Annotated in this window: 15 protein-coding genes and 2 pseudogenes; 7 read left to right on the forward strand and 10 right to left on the reverse strand. The window is 38.4% G+C overall.

Features of this window, described 5'->3' with window-relative positions; translation table 11 throughout:
* Nucleotides 1–208 (forward strand): annotated as a pseudogene (locus EO95_RS02625) (argininosuccinate synthase domain-containing protein); the annotation flags it as partial.
* 177 nt (nucleotides 209–385) lie between these two features.
* Here EO95_RS02625 and EO95_RS02630 read toward each other — a convergent pair.
* On the reverse strand, nucleotides 386–781 hold the full coding sequence (locus tag EO95_RS02630; protein WP_052733464.1) for a hypothetical protein: 396 nt from the start codon (nucleotides 779–781) through the stop codon (nucleotides 386–388).
* A gap of 243 nt (nucleotides 782–1,024) precedes the next feature.
* On the opposite strand from EO95_RS02630, the pseudogene EO95_RS02635 reads away from it, so the two are divergent.
* Both EO95_RS02635 and EO95_RS02640 read left to right on the forward strand, forming a co-directional pair.
* A pseudogene (locus EO95_RS02635) lies at nucleotides 1,025–1,420 on the forward strand (argininosuccinate synthase); the annotation flags it as partial.
* A 178-nt stretch (nucleotides 1,421–1,598) separates the two neighbouring features.
* On the forward strand, nucleotides 1,599–2,453 hold the full coding sequence (locus EO95_RS02640) for a hypothetical protein (RefSeq protein ID WP_052733465.1): 855 nt from the start codon (nucleotides 1,599–1,601) through the stop codon (nucleotides 2,451–2,453).
* 263 nt (nucleotides 2,454–2,716) lie between these two features.
* On the opposite strand, the gene EO95_RS02645 is transcribed toward EO95_RS02640, so the two are convergent.
* The 4 genes from EO95_RS02645 to EO95_RS02660 all read right to left on the reverse strand — a co-directional run bounded on the left by EO95_RS02645 (nucleotide 2,717) and on the right by EO95_RS02660 (nucleotide 7,812).
* Nucleotides 2,717–5,341 carry a UvrD-helicase domain-containing protein gene (locus tag EO95_RS02645; protein ID WP_048131889.1) on the reverse strand — a complete coding sequence of 875 codons (2,625 nt, stop codon included), beginning with the start codon at nucleotides 5,339–5,341 and terminating at the stop codon, nucleotides 2,717–2,719.
* Nucleotides 5,342–6,627: 1,286 nt separating this feature from the next.
* Entirely contained in the window at nucleotides 6,628–6,852 is a 225-nt protein-coding gene (locus EO95_RS02650) for a type II toxin-antitoxin system HicA family toxin (protein ID WP_048131891.1), read from the reverse strand.
* On the reverse strand, nucleotides 6,853–7,071 hold the full coding sequence (locus tag EO95_RS02655; protein ID WP_048131895.1) for a type II toxin-antitoxin system HicB family antitoxin: 219 nt from the start codon (nucleotides 7,069–7,071) through the stop codon (nucleotides 6,853–6,855).
* A gap of 543 nt (nucleotides 7,072–7,614) precedes the next feature.
* A complete protein-coding gene (locus EO95_RS02660; RefSeq protein WP_048131897.1) occupies nucleotides 7,615–7,812 on the reverse strand; it encodes a CxxC-x17-CxxC domain-containing protein in 198 nt (65 codons plus the stop codon).
* Nucleotides 7,813–8,054: 242 nt separating this feature from the next.
* On the opposite strand from EO95_RS02660, the gene EO95_RS18405 reads away from it, so the two are divergent.
* The gene (locus EO95_RS18405; protein WP_048131899.1) at nucleotides 8,055–8,393 is read left to right on the forward strand and encodes an IS5/IS1182 family transposase; all 339 of its coding nucleotides are present in this window, start codon (nucleotides 8,055–8,057) and stop codon (nucleotides 8,391–8,393) included.
* A gap of 523 nt (nucleotides 8,394–8,916) precedes the next feature.
* On the opposite strand, the gene EO95_RS18145 is transcribed toward EO95_RS18405, so the two are convergent.
* The gene (locus EO95_RS18145; RefSeq protein ID WP_235282828.1) at nucleotides 8,917–9,093 is read right to left on the reverse strand and encodes a hypothetical protein; all 177 of its coding nucleotides are present in this window, start codon (nucleotides 9,091–9,093) and stop codon (nucleotides 8,917–8,919) included.
* A gap of 47 nt (nucleotides 9,094–9,140) precedes the next feature.
* Nucleotides 9,141–9,605 carry a class I SAM-dependent methyltransferase gene (locus tag EO95_RS02670; RefSeq protein WP_235282829.1) on the reverse strand — a complete coding sequence of 155 codons (465 nt, stop codon included), beginning with the start codon at nucleotides 9,603–9,605 and terminating at the stop codon, nucleotides 9,141–9,143.
* Nucleotides 9,606–9,805: 200 nt separating this feature from the next.
* Here EO95_RS02670 and EO95_RS02675 point away from each other — a divergent pair, with 200 nt between their 5' ends.
* Nucleotides 9,806–10,051 (forward strand): hypothetical protein, encoded by a 246-nt coding sequence (locus EO95_RS02675; RefSeq protein WP_048131900.1) that lies wholly within the window; start codon nucleotides 9,806–9,808, stop codon nucleotides 10,049–10,051.
* A gap of 360 nt (nucleotides 10,052–10,411) precedes the next feature.
* Here the strand turns inward: EO95_RS02675 and EO95_RS17970 are convergent, their stop codons facing one another.
* Together EO95_RS17970 and EO95_RS02680 are read right to left on the reverse strand one after the other, a co-directional pair.
* On the reverse strand, nucleotides 10,412–10,552 hold the full coding sequence (locus EO95_RS17970) for a hypothetical protein (protein ID WP_235282830.1): 141 nt from the start codon (nucleotides 10,550–10,552) through the stop codon (nucleotides 10,412–10,414).
* A gap of 125 nt (nucleotides 10,553–10,677) precedes the next feature.
* Nucleotides 10,678–11,901: an NADP-dependent malic enzyme gene (locus tag EO95_RS02680; RefSeq protein ID WP_048131947.1), complete on the reverse strand. Its 1,224-nt coding sequence runs from the start codon at nucleotides 11,899–11,901 to the stop codon at nucleotides 10,678–10,680.
* Nucleotides 11,902–12,227: 326 nt separating this feature from the next.
* Between EO95_RS02680 and EO95_RS02685 the strand changes: the two genes are divergently transcribed.
* Both EO95_RS02685 and EO95_RS17975 read left to right on the forward strand, forming a co-directional pair.
* On the forward strand, nucleotides 12,228–12,623 hold the full coding sequence (locus tag EO95_RS02685; RefSeq protein WP_048131902.1) for a Mov34/MPN/PAD-1 family protein: 396 nt from the start codon (nucleotides 12,228–12,230) through the stop codon (nucleotides 12,621–12,623).
* Between the two features lie 431 nt (nucleotides 12,624–13,054).
* Nucleotides 13,055–13,228: a hypothetical protein gene (locus tag EO95_RS17975; protein WP_200894988.1), complete on the forward strand. Its 174-nt coding sequence runs from the start codon at nucleotides 13,055–13,057 to the stop codon at nucleotides 13,226–13,228.
* A gap of 367 nt (nucleotides 13,229–13,595) precedes the next feature.
* On the opposite strand, the gene EO95_RS02690 is transcribed toward EO95_RS17975, so the two are convergent.
* Nucleotides 13,596–16,385 carry a NosD domain-containing protein gene (locus EO95_RS02690; RefSeq protein ID WP_048131905.1) on the reverse strand — a complete coding sequence of 930 codons (2,790 nt, stop codon included), beginning with the start codon at nucleotides 16,383–16,385 and terminating at the stop codon, nucleotides 13,596–13,598.
* Between the last annotated feature and the right edge of the window lie 154 nt (nucleotides 16,386–16,539).

Here is a 16,539-nt window from a genome sequence, read left to right on the forward strand (position 1 = left end):
GTCCCAGGAAAGGGTCACAGGCACAGTGAAAGTGAAGCTCTACAAAGGCGCACTTACTATCCTTGCCCGCTCCTCTCCAAACGCCCTCTACTCCGAAGACCTCGTTTCCTTCGACAGCCAGACCATTAACCAGCAGGACGCTGAAGGGTTTGCGAAGTACCACGGGTTCCAGGCCAGGATGTACAGGAAAGTAATGGATAAGAAATAAGTTTGTGATTTTGTCTGTTCCATTTTAATGGAGCAGAATTCTTTTTTTATTGAGCTCATCCCAAAACCAATTTTAGTCGCAAATCAATAAAGCTTCAGAACTATTTTCTGTGATCACAAACTCAACTGATTACTCATAACTGTTTTACTTTGATGAGCTTTCAACAATAGAATCTCCTCATGAATATTCCTTGATTCCTACTCTAAACGAGCCAGTATCCAGTGGTTTAACGTGTATATTGTAAGTCCCGTTTTCTTCTACAGTAAAATCCGGATGATAGGGGCCGTAAACTCCATCCAAATAATCCAATCTGAACGTTTCTTCAAATGGGATGTAGGAACCCTTGCTTATTGATACAAAAATCTTCCCGGGACCTGAATAAGGTATCTCTGCAACTAAAAACTTGTATTCTACATTGCTGGTGAGATTGACCTGAAAAACTGATTCGTTTGATACAGAGGCTCCGAAAACATATTCATCATCAAGACTTAAATAAAAACTATAGCCAAAAACCAGTATTGCTACCAGTATTGTTAAAACTATAAAAATTCTATCTTTCTGTTCTTCATCCAATACTCTGCGCCCCCACAGAAGATGGATTCATTGTGAATAGCTAAATTCCCGTACTCATTTTTGAGTTCCAGAATATCTTAAATCTTCTGTATATAATCTATTTAAGCTATAATTAGATATATTTACTTAAATTTAGTCAAAGTCAAGATTATACTCAAGACATCTATATACCACTAAGAAACTGTTCTGGAACTAATTTTATTTTCATATCAAAAAGAATTTTAGAATAAATATCATGATCAGAGAGCCCGTGAGAACTACGAGCACCCGGCTGCAACCGTCCTCCTCGCAGCCCACGCCGACCTTGAAAAACTCGTCCTGACCCGCGGAGAACTGAAGTTCAAGAAGATCGTTGAAGAGCAGTGGTCCGAAATGGCATACGGCGGCCTTGTGGACGATCCCCTCTTTGCTGACCTCAACGCCTTTATCGACAAGTCCCAGGAAAGGGTCACAGGCACAGTGAAAGTGAAGCTCTACAAAGGCGCACTTACTATCCTTGCCCGCTCCTCTCCAAATGCCCTGTATTCCGAAGATCTGGTTTCCTTTGACAGCCAGACCATCAACCAGCAGGACGCTGAAGGGTTTGCGAAGTATCACGGGTTCCAGGCAAGGATGTACAGGAAAGTTATGGAAAAATAAATTTTGTTAGTAATTTTTCCTGCCTTTTGGTTTTCAAGGGGCAGGTGATTTCTCTTTTTTAGTTTATTTTTGGGCATCCTAAATTTTGATTGTTTTTGTACCGAAGGTTAAGAAATTATATCACGGTACATATTAAAAAGGATTAAATTACATGTATTCGTAACTCAGACAGATATTTATGGATATAGGGACTGGTTTAGCTATAATTGGAGGAAGGGAACTAATTGTCAAAATACTGGGTCCTACGGCAGATTACATCGGCAATGAAACAAAAAATCTCGTTGAAAAATCTCATGAAAACATAAAGCAAATATTTATAAATGCTGAAAAGTTTCTTGGTCCTAAAATAGATTCTCCTGGAAAAGTGAGTCCTAGAGTATTAAAACACATAATAAATGAAGGCGCTTTTTGCGATGAGGAGTTAACTCGTGAATATTTTGGAGGAGTTCTAGCATCTTCACGTAATAATGATTTAAGGGATGACAGAGGTTTAACCTTTATATCTTTAATAGAATCCATGTCATCTTACCAGATAAGGACACACTACATATTTTACACAATTGTAAAAGAATTATTTGATGGTAAAAACCTTAAACTTGGAAAAGGAACTGAAAGAAAGAAAATGCAAGTTTTTTTACCATTTGATTTATACGTTCACTCCATGGATGTTCCAAGAGAATATCTATTAGAAATACTTCTTCCGCATATACTTTGGGGTTTGTCAAGGTTAGATCTAATTTCAAATTTTGCCTCTGGAAGTGGTGATTCTGTAAAAAAGCATTATCAAGAAGCAAATACTCCAGGAATTATTTTTACACCTACTGTCTTTGGTATTGAATTTTATATGTGGGCACATGGATATTCAGATACACCTCGAAATAAATTTTTGGACAAAAATACACAGTTTATTAAAAGCAAGATACTAGATATACCAAAAGGAGCGGTATCGACTGAAATTGAGACGTATAAACAACATTCAAAACAAATATCCCCAAAATCTCGGTACCCTATAAGAAAATCACAACGGAAGTGAAGAAAAACGTCGATTGAATCAGAAAAACTCCCCCCAGAGGAAAAGAATCGCTTAATCTAATCAGCCCTACAAAGTGCCCCTTCTAAACTGCAAAAATCACGGGTTTTTCAATTTCGCTTTTCTTAACTTTACCTTAACAAACGTTTTCGGGGTAGATTTAAGCAGACCGCCGGCAGGAAAAAATATATTTTAGATGAATTGGAAAAATCTGTAAGCGGATCGTATTCTAAGAAAAGGCTGCATGATCTTGGGATAAATATCAATCATTTAACAATTATTGGAACTGCTTTAATTGGATTATTAAGTTCGCAAAATGTGACTTTATTTTCAACCTCATAAATAAATTTACTGACAGAATCTTTTTGAGTATAAATGATCAGTTCATTCTTGGCTCTTGTCACAGCAACGTAAAAGAGCCTTCTTTCTTCCTCATATCTATCTCTTTTACGGGAAAGGATTGCGGGTTCAAAAAGATCGGGATTTTCTATTTCACAGGGAAAACCGTATGTTCCTTCCACTACGTTAAGCAGGAAAACTACTTTTGCTTGTAAACCTTTGCTTTTATGGACTGTCATGAAAGGTATTTTATCAGGATTTTTATTTCCGTCTAAGGAAATTGGAACGCCCAGATTTTTAGCATGTTCTATTAACGTATTCTGCATCACAGGATTTTTTCCAATCCTAGATAGAAGTAAAATATCTTTTGCTTCATAGCCCTCATTAAGATAATTCTTTAGTGAATGAACACAATGTTCAGCAACTTGAGAATGATACTTGCTTGGAGCTTTTTGGTTGTAGTTTGAAACGTAGACCTCTATAGTGCTTTCAGTAGAATTGCTGGCAAAAGTACTTTTATCTATCTGTGAGCCTTTGTTGTATTTTATGATTTCAGCACCAGCGTCAACTATAGACTTGCAACTTCTGTAATTTATGGAAAGATCGGTCCTGGCCGGATGGTCAAAGTACTCATGGAAGTTGACAAAAAAATCAAGGTCAGATCCTGAAAAACCCATTATGCTCTGCCAATCATCACCTACACAGAATAATTTGCATTTCTGGTTTTTCTTCATGAGCTCGCGTATAACTTCGTATCGTTGAGCACTGATGTCCTGATACTCGTCAACCAAAATCTGGTCGAAAGAATTTTTGTACAATTCTTTGTTTTCTTTTAGCTCTTTTACAGCAAGGTTGATCATATCAGAGAAATCGATTTTGTTTTCAATCTTTAGTTCGTTTTCATAAATTTCATAGATTTCCAATGCGATATTGGAAAACATTTTCTGTTTTACAGACCATTTTTCATTTTTCAGCCTTTGCTCAATGTTTTTGGGGGGCAGATTATATGTTTTAGCTATTGTTATGAATCGGCTGATATTGAAAGAAAGACCCTTAACAGATGTTTTACATTCTTCGTCCAATTTCTTAACAAGTTGTTCATATGGAACGGGAGTGAATTCAAAATCTTTATCAGGGTACTTTGTTTTCAAGGTATTTGTCATCTTTTCAATCAAGGTTTTTTCAAAATATGTTTCTTTGAATTCGTAGTATGTAGTTTGCACAAGAGAATATTTATCCTGATTAGAGAACTTCTCGATTTTTATCATCATGCTTTTTCTGTACGCTTCAGATGCATTTTCACCCTCAAACCAATCAGGTACTCTTCCATCCCTATCTATCGCCCAATGTTCGAGATAAATATCGTAATCAGGAAAGAAAAAATCAGGAGTCGGAATCTTTCTATCACCGTTTTCAGCGGTGTATTCCATCCATATGGCGGGATTTTCGTATAATATTCGGACTCTTTTTCCATTCAGGTTGTGACTTATAAAAAAGTTAAAAATAACCCTTTCAGCCTCACTTTTGACCTTAATGCCGTTGAGGGCTGTATATGTTAAATTCGTCATGTATTTGTAAAATTCTTCCTTTTCTTCGAAGTCGTCTTTGCTCTTGATAATCTCACCATCAAAGTAAAACTTCATATATTCTATAATTTTTTTCTGGAAATTTCCGTCATTTTTTCTTAATTTGAATAAATTATCGATATAACTGGAAAATTCCCATTCAAAATTAGAACCTGAAAACTTTAATCTGGGAATCTCTTTCCCTGAGCTTCTACATCCATCTTCCAAAATTTTCTTTCCTAATGAATGAAAAGTCCTGACTTCTATATCGTCAATTCCAAATCTCTCATTAAGTCTCTCCTTAATCTCTCCAGCCGCCTTATTCTGAAATGCTAAAACAAGTATTTTCTTAGCTTTAATTCCGTCCAGCTCTCTCTCCTTGAGGTAGGCAGCTCTTGTAACCAGAACTTCAGTTTTTCCTGAACCTGCACCCGCTACAACCAAATTATGTGTATCATCAATTATTATGGCTCTTTTTTGAGATTCATCCAGAGGGAAAGGAGACTTTTGAAATAAATAATCATACTTCTGGATTCTTTCCTGTATAAATTCTTCATTATCATATCTCTCAAATTCACTCAATAAACAGGACAATTCTGTTATCGCTTTTTTAACAAAATCATTGGAGGGCTCATCCAAAAGTTTACTTCGATTTTTAAAAAAGGAGCAGGTATTTAGGCATTTTTTACAAGTATCAATTAAGTTTTTTCTTTCATGATAAGTCAAATAAGTTTCCTTTCTTGTATTGTATAATTCGTACCTTTGACACAAGTCAGATATATCCTTTCCAATGTTTTCTTTTATTTCTTCGCTTATACATTCCTTTTCAATTTTTAAAATTCTATTTCTAATTTCCAGAACTTTGATTATGCATATTTCGTAGATTCTTTTAAATGAAAGTATGGATCGAGAGAAAATCATAAAATCAATAACCTTAGTTTGCTTTTTCACTTCGGAACAATTTTCATTTGTGTTACCTAAAACCATTACAATACCTTCTAGTAACTTAAAATAAAAACTGCTTCATAGGTACGATATGTATGTTTATACACACATTATATAAAAATTTAGGCTGAGAATAAATGTAAACTTTTATATGAGTAAAATGGATGATGGATTGGGAGATCAGATTGAAAACCAACTAATCGATTCTGTAAAATGCCCCTTATAAAGCTGCAAAAGTCACAGGTTTTTCGAGTTCACTTTTCTTAACTTTATCTTAACAAACGTATTCGGGATAGATTTAAGCAGACCGCCGGCAGGAAAAATATATTTCAACTGAATTGCTTATGGGAGGAAGATTTTCATTTCGTATTCGGCGGTCCAGTTTCTGACAACTTTCCTTGATCCATAATTCACCTGAAAAATGTCGCTTGAATCAGAAAACCCCCTCCCAAGAGGAAAAGAATCGCTTAATCTAAAGAAGCCCTGCAAAGTGCCCCTTCTAAAGATGCAAAAATCACGGGTTTTTCAATTTCACTTTTCTTAACCCTTTTCTTACAAACGTATTCGGGGTAGATTTGAGCAGACCGCCGGCAGGAAAAATATATTTAAACTGAATTGGTTAGGGGGGAAGATTTTCATATTGAATTCAGCGGTCCAGTTTCGGATACTTCTGAATACTTAAAACTGGGAAAATGTTTAAAAAATATTAGTGGAAAGACACTAAATTTTAGTTTCTAATGAGTCATGCTTATTTATCTGAATTTTAAATTGCCATGTATCTGTTCAGAATTAGGAGTTTATAACAGGTAATACCCATTTTACCAAAATTGTGAGAATAGCAAATATAATAATAAGCCAAATTACCCAACCGGGTAAATTTTCGGGTGTGTCAACCATAATAACAGATATTTCTGAATCATATAAAAAGACATATAGATGGATGACTCCAACTTACCTTTTTCGAATCAATTTTGAGTTACTTGGAAAGGATAAGGAGAACTTTTCACCTCTTATTAAGCGATCCTTTTTCGGGCTACTTTCTTTAGTCTATAATTAACTTGAAAAAGTCCCTTAAATCAAAAAAATCTCCCCGAGAGGTAAAGGATCGCTTAATCTAAAGAAGCCCTGCAAAGTGCCCCTTATAAATATGCAAAAATCGCGGGTTTTTCAATTTCACTTTTCTTAACTTTATCATAACAAACGTATTCGGGGTAGATTTAAGCAGACCGCCGGCAGGAAAAATATATTTTAATGTATTGGGCAATATGAAAAAGAAAACTACCTTAACAAATAAGGCTCACCCGATAAAGTAGCCAAATCAAAAAATCTCACTTCAAAAGAGCTTCGAATTCTTCTACCGTGAGCCCTGAAGCTTTTATCAAATTTCTTAAAAGACCCGGCTTCAGTTCTTTGTGCTTCGGGACGGTAAGCGTAACTTTTGAGCCTTCCTTTCTCAGGACAACGTGGCTTCCTACCTGCCGGTGGGGAAGCCAGCCAGCTTTAGAAAAGGCTTTAATTGCCTGCATCCCGGAAATTACAGGAAGTCCTGACATTTAAGCAACCACATCAACAACTCTACAGGAGGATTTTCCAATGCATTCCTGCAAGTCGTCTTCTGCGAGGGATTCCAGGCAGGCCTGAATCGCTTCTTTAATATTTTCAATAGCTTCTTCTACAGTGTCTCCCTGTGAAAAACAGCCTGGTAAACCGGGGCAGCTGGCAATAAACCCTCCGACTTCTTCGTCTTCCTCAAGGATAATTTTGAACCGCATAGAACCGATTATGAGGTTTTTGCTTAATATTTGTATGGGTAAGGGTTTGATATTGATATTTTTGATCCATAATCCACTTAAAAAAACGTCGCTCGAATTTGAAAAACTCCTCAAAAAGGGAAAAGAATCGCTTAATCTAAGGAAGCCCTGCAAAATGACCCTTATAATGCAGTAAAAACCACGGGTTTTTCAATTTCGCTTTTCTTAACTTTATCTCTACAAACGTGTTCGGGGTAGATTTAAGCAGACCGCCGGCAGGAAAAATATATTTCAACTGAATTGGTTGTTGAAGAAGATTTTCATATAGTATTTGGCGGTCCAGTTTTGGATAGCTCCAACGAAAAAAGTAAGGTCACTAGTTAAGAGAAAAGTATATTCCGGGTCTGAGGTATATTTAAAAAAGAAAAAGTGTAAGTCCGCTTGAGCGAAACTCACTTTATAATCCAAAATTAGCCCTCTTGAGCGCAGCGAAAAGGGCCGCGTACTCCCGAGGCGCAATTCGGGTGCCGAGGCGCAATTCGGGTGCCGAAGCGAAATTCGGGTTTAGTATCTGTCTTCTCTGGGTTTCCTGTGCTTAGGAAGACATTCTCTGCAGTAAACGGGTCTTTCCGGGTCAGGTTTGAAAGGCACTTCGGTTTCAACACCACAATCAGAACATTTAGTCTTGTGCATTTCCCTGGGAGCTCCGAAGCCTCCACGGCTGCTGTCTCTTCCCCTGTCTCCTCTATCATTATAAGCCATTTTGTTTCACCCTGGTTTTAGTTGTTATTTATTGCTGAAAAATAAGATTGTATACGACTCTTTGGTTAAAAACAAAAATTGGTTTTTAACAACAGATTGTCATACATCTCTTTATTTTCAATACACATACATTGCATTTAAAATATATAAATGTTCCATAATATAATGTGAGCCGATCCCGAAACTAATATTATGTTGAAATTATATATTTAAAGTTATGTCATTTCAGGAGATGGTGATCTGTGGAAATCCATAGAACCTATCTTCCCCCACAGAAACCACACACAGGACGGCCTCATGCAGACTTAAGGAAGTTAATGAATGGAATCTTGTATGTCGTTACAACAGGTTGTACTTGGAAAGATGTTCCTCGTATCTATGGCTCTAAATCAACAGTTCATAGATTTCATCTCTACCTGTGTGAACATGGTACCTATCAGAAGATTTGCAATGAACTTTTAAACAAAGGTTATGACTTGAAGAAAATAGATCTTTCTCAGTGCTTTACTGATACAAAGGATGTTCCTGCTAAAAAAGGGGAAACATCGATTATGATGGCTACAAGAAAGGAAAAAGAGTAAAAATAAGCGTTTTAGTAGATTTAGAGGAGCTACACCTCTCTATTATTGTTGTTTCTGCAAAGAATGACTCCACGCTTTATGTATCTACACTTAAGAATTTCAAGATACGGAGACCTATAGGAAGGCCTGTAAACAGGCCTTTCAAAGTGACAGCTGATGCAATATATGATACAGGTGAAATTCGAAAATATAACAGAAGAAGAGGAAGCAAGTCTGTAAGATTACCATAATGGTGCGACACATCCGGGCACCAGGAACCGCACTTTCGCACGCTCAAAAAAGCCATAATTAAGAAAACTGTCCGTTAAGCTTTAAGTATCTAATAAAATCTAAAAGAACTCCAGAAAAGTAATTGTAGGAGGTGGGGATCATGAAAGATGTTCATCCAATTTATAGAGATCCCATTACATACGAGAGTTTCCCACCACCTAAATAATATAATGCAACAGTTGTATATATACCCCACTTATGAAAATTAAAAGAAGATTTGTTTTTCATATGATAGATTGGTTTTATCGAACCCTCAACTATTATTTTTACCCAGTTTTCTTCCAAACATCACTGCAAACTGATAGTGCTTATATATACAGCTAACATCGCAAAAACCTGCTTCTTTAAGCCAATCGAGCTGCTGGTCCAAGCTTGAATCCTTATCAAGTTTAACTCTTTCATAACCAGCCAGTATTTCTTCTTCGGGCAAGCCGCTACTTTCGATATGCTGTCTCCAGGTTGTCTTATTCAGGTTTTCTATGAAAAGAGTTTCTCCATGTACCTGATCGGCGTTAATAAAAACCCCGTTCTTTTTAATATGGAGTAGCTTTTTTTGTAGAGCTCCTTTTTCTCTTTGTCTTCCAGGTGATGGATAGATACGGCTGACACTACCATATCGTATTTTTCCGAGAAATCGTACTTTGAATAATCTGCTGCAATGTATTTTACTTTTGAGTTATTTCTGAATCTGTCTTTTGCCATATCCAGCATCTTTTCCGAGATATCAATAAGTGTAAATGATGCATCTGGATATCTTTCCATCAGAAAAGCCGATAGAAGTCCTGTTCCGGCACCTATGTCCAGGATATCTGGATTTTTCGCATCTACTGACGCCACGGATACCGCGGCTCCATAAAAGTCATCGAAGCAAGGTATAAACTTCCTTCTCTGTTCATCATACTTTTTTGAAATAGCATCAAACTTTCGTTGAATTTCGCCCATTTTTTTCACCAGGTTTTAGCACCGAGGACGGTTTCTTCTTTTCCTTCTTACTGCATACGTCTTTGTACGGCATATGATTAATTCATTATTGACCTATTTTCCGTACGACATTTATTTTCAATATCTCAAAGCTCATTTAGGCAGGTTCTCTCTAAAGCTCAAAAAAGAATCTATTTATATTTCGCAGCATTGTTAGAAGCATGTATCTCGAAGATGAAGAGACGGCAAGCGCCGACAAGAGCCGTGAATTTGGCGCATTGGGAGATGTTCTGCGGGAACTGCAAAGGGAAGAAGTGGAACAAACTGAGACATGCCTAGTGGAAACCCCAGAAACAAACACGACACAAAAAACGATAGAGATAATGACAGAGATCAATGCAACATTAAAAGAGATCGCAGAGACTCAAAAGAAAATACTGGAAGAGATTAAAAAGAACAAGACCTGATAAACTCCAATTAACACTTTCTTTTTTCACTTTAAGCACGGTTTTTATATTTTCAACTGTTTTTTCTGAGATTTCGATAGTATTCTAACATATAAACAGAATTTTTTCAGCCGAAATATGGGTATCTCAGACACTGTCTGGGTCTTTCAGATACTGCAGTGAATCTCTCAGACACTATCTTCAAGGCTTTTCCTTGCAGTAAAACTCACAACGGAAGGGCACGCTTGAAATTGAGCCAAAAATTAGACATTTATGAGTCCTAAATCCGGAAAAAATCCCTTTTCAGGCTTTTTCGGGTTTTATCTTTTATGCAGCTTCTTGCGGATTTATTGCCTTACATACCCCAGTAATTTGTCTTGTTTATTCTTTCAATTTCATCGGTTCTCCGCAACAGTCCATATCACCGGTACAGCCTGTAGCGCAGCGGTCATCTCCGCACTCATTTACCACCTTAAGTTCGAGCCCACAGTTCTCACAAATAAGAACCTGACCCTGTTTCAAATTGTTGCAATTCATTCCATACTACCTCTATATTCTTGACAGAAAAAATATGTAATTTAGGTTAAAATTGCTTTTGAAACAATAATTCTGAAGATTAGTCTGCTAAACTGAAAAATTCGACTCTTTCAGCCACTATCTTCAAGGCTTTTTCTTGCAGCACAACTTTCAAATGACGCATTAGCAACGGCTTTTGCAACCGCAGGCACGACATGCTTCTCAAGGGGGTCCGGTATAATGTGGTCTTCGGAAAGCTCGCCAACGGTCACTACATTTGCAAGGGCATAGGCCGCTGCCATTTCCATTTCAGGCGTTATCCTCCTTGCACAGGTGCCAAGAGCCCCTTTGAAAAGCCCCGGGAAACTCAGGCAATTATTGAGCTGGTTTGGAAAATCCGACCTGCCGGTAGCAACAATTCTTGCTCCCGCCCGCTTTGCAGCATCGGGCATGATTTCAGGAACAGGGTTTGCCATTGCCATTACAATAGAATCTTTTGCCATCGAGCGGACCATATCCTCGGTCACGATCCCTCCGACTGAAACCCCGATAAAGAGGTCAGCCCATGGAAAAGCTTCTTTGAGACCGCCTTTTATTTTGTCAGGGTTTGTAAGCTTTGCAATTTCCTCTTTTATATGGTTCATGCCTTCTTCTCGCCCCTCGTACACAAGCCCCTTGCTGTCACAGGCAAGAATTTTTGCAGGATCTGCGCCTGCCCGGACCAGGAACCTGAAAATTGCAACCCCTGCAGCCCCCAGCCCTGAAATAACGATTTTTAGCTCATCCAGCTCCTTTTTCACAATTTTAAGGGCATTCAGGAGCCCGGCAAATACGACAATGGCTGTCCCGTGCTGGTCGTCATGGATAACAGGAAGGTCAAGCTCTTCCCGCAGCCTTGCTTCTATTTCAAAACAGCGGGGTGCACTGATATCTTCCAGGTTGATGCCTCCGAAAACCGGAGCCAGGTGTTTTACCGCTTTTATCACCTCTTCGGTGTCCTGGGTATCGAGGCAGATAGGAAAAGCGTCTATGCCGGCAAATTCCTTGAAGATAATCGCCTTTCCTTCCATAACTGGCAGAGCCGCATATGGCCCGATGTTCCCAAGCCCGAGCACTGCTGACCCGTCAGTTACAACAGCAACTGTATTTTTCTTAAGGGTGTAAAGGTAGACAAGCCCCTGGTTTTCGCTAATTTTCCGGCACGGCTCAGCAACTCCGGGCGTATAGGCAATGCTGAGGTCGTGGATTGTACGGAGGCGTACCTTGCTTGCAACCTCAAGTACACCCTCCAGCCTCCTGTGCATTGCAAGCGATTCCTGATATAATGAAGCGTGAGTGTCACTATCCTTTTCCATACCCTTTCCGGAGCCCTTTTGAGAATCTCCTTCAGAGTTCTTCCCCATATTTTCTTCCGGATCTCTTTCCAAGCCTAAAACCGAATAAACGTCTTTTATTCCAAAAACCCCCTGTGCTATAGCAAACCCTGTGTCCGGAGAAGGAAACCTCCGGAAAAACTGCCTGTAAGAAATATAATGCTACATAATGATTTATCGAAATAATAGATAAACCCGATGGGGGAAAATGAACCTGATATTTTTGTATATTTTATTTCCAGTGATTGCTCAGTTTGCAGATCTCGCTCTCCAGAAAGAGATATACCATTTCAGGAGAATTACCCTGTATGCAGATTAAAGGAATTGCCAGTGATACTCTTGATTTTATCCTTGAAGCTAGCAGGTCAATGGCTCCGGAAGAGTTTGCCGGGCTTTTGCAGGAGAAAGACGGAATAATCACCGAGGTGCTTATCCTGCCGGGAACCGAATCAAGCGACTCAAATGCAGTCCTCAGGCTTTACATGATGCCGAATGTAAAAGCTGCAGGCTCGGTCCACAGCCATCCCGGACCCAACCGCAATCCCTCAAAAGCCGACTTACACCTCTTTTCAAAAACCGGAAACTTCCATATCATCGTGGGCCGTCCCTACAACAGGCAGAGCTGGACCTGTTATGACAGGGAAGGAAATGTAAGGGAACTTCCTGTCCTTGATGTAGAATTCGAAGAGGACGAAGAGTTTTGAAAAGATAACAGAAGTAAGGCGCGATAAAAAAACCTGATGTTAAATACCCCTGATGTTAAATACCCGCTAAATCTAAAGATTTAACGGGTTTCCTGCTGAGAGTTTATGACTGGATATCCCTGCAACACGCAGAAATTATTGATACAGATGCAAGGAAAACATCAACCTAATATCTCTGCTTTATTCTCCGGAATAACCTTTACTATTTTTTCACTATAAAGCCTGAGAAAGCAGCAATTATCTCCTGCCTCCGTCTGCTTCTGCCTTGTTCCCTACCAAAAACATTTTATTTACAGATACACATTATTTATGGGATACACCTTGTGCCTTCATTTAAAGGGAGGCGGTTTTAGCTTAAAGGTTGTATTCAGGAAACGTATCTGGGACTCAAGAACCAGATAGCCTTCACGTATCTGGAGGTAGTAATCCTAATGCCTACATGCCAAGACTGCAGATTCTATACGGTTATTGATGAGCTAAAAGGCGAATGTTTCAGCCTCGGATTTGAAGTACGCGGGAAAACCGATTCCAAGAAATGCCCGGAGCGGGCTTTCAGGCCAAATAAAGGTCCCAATTCGAAAAAAGCCGGAGCGGCAAGGTATTAAAATGGATCACGGATCGGGGACGAAAAAAATACTGTTAAATGAGGTTGAAAATGTAAAAATACATTGATCGAGCCTCCAGCGGGACAAAAAACCGGAAAGCGCAAAAAAATCTATTTTCTGCTTGCCGGAATCAAATGAATTTTAAGTTAAATCTCATTCAATCTTTCCTTTTTATATCTTCTTTTTTACATTTACGTTTCTTTATGTGCTGACCTTTGATATTTTATTCTAACATACCAGGTTCTATCAGTTACTAAAAACGATAGGAAAGGCTGTACTCATACATGACAAAGCAGAATCAATACAACGCTTTTGTCAGATATGGCCAGTAACTTTCCCTTTATCTTTATGCTGATTTCTCTGTTTTTCAATTAACCTGTCTTTCGTCCTCGGAGACTACGATATATTCAGGAATGATCCTTGTGTTGCTACCGTTTTCATTCGTTACTGTAAGACTTACATCATACTTTCCCGGTTCATTAAATGTGTGAGTTGCATTCAAAGCATGTTTTGAATGGATGCCATCTCCGAAGTCCCAGAACCAGTAAATCGGTGCACCTGTACTGTTGTCAGTGAATAATACTTTTAAGGGCGCACTTCCTGACGTTATATTGGCAAAGAAGTCAGCAACAGGTGCTTTTAATGAGGGCTCCACTTCTGAAACGGTACACATGTAAATATCCGCATTTGCGTAGGGATCATCATGCATGCTATGTCCATTGCGCAAATCATCCCAAACTATCCTGTAACCATAGATTGCAAAATTCCCCTTCCAGGATTTATTTGAGGTGATCTGAGTTTCCGTGTGAGTAGAGAGATTGTACATGTAAATATCGTTGTTCGGATAGCCTCTGCGATTATCCTGCCATACAATCCTGTCCTCATAGATTGCAGGAATGTATGATGATCCTTTGATGGTGATCCGAGTTTCCTCGGAGAGGGAAAGATCGTACATGTAGATATCTGCATTTCTATTGCGCCAATCTTCCCACACTATCTTATCTCCGTAAATAGCGGGATATTTCTGATCCGATTCATTCGTAGTAATTTGAGTTTTAGTAGAATTGGAGAGATCATACAGGTAGATATCGGAGTTTGAATACCCCTTATTGTCGCGATTATCCTGCCACACTATTCTGTTCCCGTAGATATCAGGACTGCTTGCTGATCCATTTTTAGTAATCTGAATTTCGTTGGAAGTAGAAAGATCGTAAAGATATACGTCTGAGTTTCCATTGCGCTTATCTATATACACTATCCTGTCCCCGTAGATAGCAGGATTACTTGCTCTTCCACTATTAGTTATCTGAGTTTCTTTTGAAGTGGAAAGATTGTACATATGGATATCGAATTTATCCCATACATTGGGATTATTGTCATTGCGATACTCCTGCCAGACTATTCTGTCCTCATAGATCGCAGGCCCTGTATTATAATATGAATTATTGAAAGTAATCTGAGTTTCCCTGGATGTAGAGAGGTCGTACACATAAATATTGTAATATCTCCATTCATTGCGGTCATCTAAAAAGACTATTTTATCTCCGTAAATGGCAGGCATCATCTGATTTGATATATTTGTGGTAATCTGGACCTCCCTGAGAGTGTATTGGGGCCTATTGGATGCTGTTATCGGAGATAATCTCGAAAAAGTACCGTTTGCATTGCTTACTGTCAGATTGACAATATAGGTGCCGGATACCGGATACACATGAACTGGTGTTTTATCTGTAGAGTCAGCGACTCCGTCATTATCGAAATCCCATACTCTGGATGTGGCATTTTGCGAAAAGTCTGTAAACATGACAGAAAGAGGTACATAACCACCAGTTACGTTGGCACTGAAGTCTGCAACAGGAAATACTGTTTGATCCTGTTTAGATATAGAGACTAGAGGAAGATAGTCAATATCATACGCACTGACCGTGTAGATAGAGTCACCAATCCCATCTCTATTCCAGTCGTTACAGGTTTGAGAAAAACCGGTGCCATCAGGCTTTGCCCAGTAATTGCCACCCAGGAAAGACCCCCCAACAATATTAGTACCTGAGGTTTTTGTGGTATTCCAAGCAACCGGAAACACTCTGGCTCTATTGCTTACATCTGTAGTATAATGACTGCTTGTGTCGTTAAAAACATTGACAGTATTATTGAAGATATTGTTATAGAACCGGTTCGTTCGATTAAACGGTTTAGTATAGGCAATTCCGTTTAGATATACCCCGTATTTCTTGTTTAACTCCACCTTATTATTGGCCACCAAATTACTTGAAGAATCAGCTTCCACCAATATCCCAATATTGTTCTTTGAAATAGTATTATTCAAGAGGGAATTACTTCCTCCCGAGCCTTTGATCCAAATTCCTTTATCGTTGCAAATCAGTGTGTTATTGTTGATTGTATTCTGCGATGAAAGGAATTCCATAGAAATGCCATTACTGCAATTCACAACCGTATTATCTTCTATCTCATTGGAATCAGATTCCCAGAGGTTAATTCCAGAATGTGAACTGTTTGAGATGTGATTCCCGAGAATTCTGTGTCCACCGCTTTCAACTAAACCTATACTACCATTTAAAAGAGTATTATTAATCACGGAAACATATGGTCCTAAATAAATATCAATACTTCCTTCAACAATTAGGTTGTCAGAGATTGTAAAATTAGAACCTGGATGATAGTCAAAACTGGATACACCAATGCCGCCATTTACGATTATATTTTTTTCAATAATGAAATTATAACACTCGTTAGCATAAGTGCCCAGCTTCAAAACATTATTTTTAATTGTGCAGTTTTCGACTGGATAGGAATAATGACCATCATATTTTAAGACTTCCTGTATGCTAAATCCGCTTACAGTAATGTTATTTTCACTAATTTTAAAAGCCCGAACAGTAGTATCTTCAGGATTTTCAGACTCAGAAATGATGCTTATGTTCTGTACCCCTACATCCACACTTTCGTTATAGAGACCCGGATAAACAAGAATAATATCTCCTGAAGAGGAACTGTTTACCGCTTCCTGAATCGATTTAAAATCTGCACCTGAACCACTATTATCCACCGTTATCTCCCTTGCGGATGCAGAGCTGCAAATCGCAACTGCAAGAAAAATAGCAACCACTAAAAGAATAGTTAATTTATTTACCCACACCCGTGACTTCCCCCTTTAAACCAGAAATATGATACTAATAAAATCCTATAAAGTACTGAGAATTTAGTAATTTCAGAGCTAATAGACCTTATTTTCTGGATTTATATAATCCTAACCTTTTATTAAGGGAAAATACAGCATGTTGGGAAGTTAT

This window comes from Methanosarcina sp. 1.H.T.1A.1, assembly GCF_000979295.1.
GTDB lineage: Archaea > Halobacteriota > Methanosarcinia > Methanosarcinales > Methanosarcinaceae > Methanosarcina.

Excerpts from the sequence above, each read along its gene's own strand:
- EO95_RS02640 (WP_052733465.1), top strand. The coding sequence starts at position 1,599 with ATGGATATAGGGACTGGTTTAGCTATAATTGGAGGAAGGGAACTAATT.
- EO95_RS02645 (WP_048131889.1), bottom strand. The coding sequence starts at position 5,341 with ATGGTTTTAGGTAACACAAATGAAAATTGTTCCGAAGTGAAAAAGCAA.
- EO95_RS02650 (WP_048131891.1), bottom strand. The coding sequence starts at position 6,852 with ATGTCAGGACTTCCTGTAATTTCCGGGATGCAGGCAATTAAAGCCTTT.
- EO95_RS02655 (WP_048131895.1), bottom strand. The coding sequence starts at position 7,071 with ATGCGGTTCAAAATTATCCTTGAGGAAGACGAAGAAGTCGGAGGGTTT.
- EO95_RS02660 (WP_048131897.1), bottom strand. The coding sequence starts at position 7,812 with ATGGCTTATAATGATAGAGGAGACAGGGGAAGAGACAGCAGCCGTGGA.
- EO95_RS02670 (WP_235282829.1), bottom strand. The coding sequence starts at position 9,605 with ATGGGCGAAATTCAACGAAAGTTTGATGCTATTTCAAAAAAGTATGAT.
- EO95_RS02675 (WP_048131900.1), top strand. The coding sequence starts at position 9,806 with ATGTATCTCGAAGATGAAGAGACGGCAAGCGCCGACAAGAGCCGTGAA.
- EO95_RS02680 (WP_048131947.1), bottom strand. The coding sequence starts at position 11,901 with ATGGAAAAGGATAGTGACACTCACGCTTCATTATATCAGGAATCGCTT.
- EO95_RS02685 (WP_048131902.1), top strand. The coding sequence starts at position 12,228 with ATGCAGATTAAAGGAATTGCCAGTGATACTCTTGATTTTATCCTTGAA.
- EO95_RS17975 (WP_200894988.1), top strand. The coding sequence starts at position 13,055 with ATGCCTACATGCCAAGACTGCAGATTCTATACGGTTATTGATGAGCTA.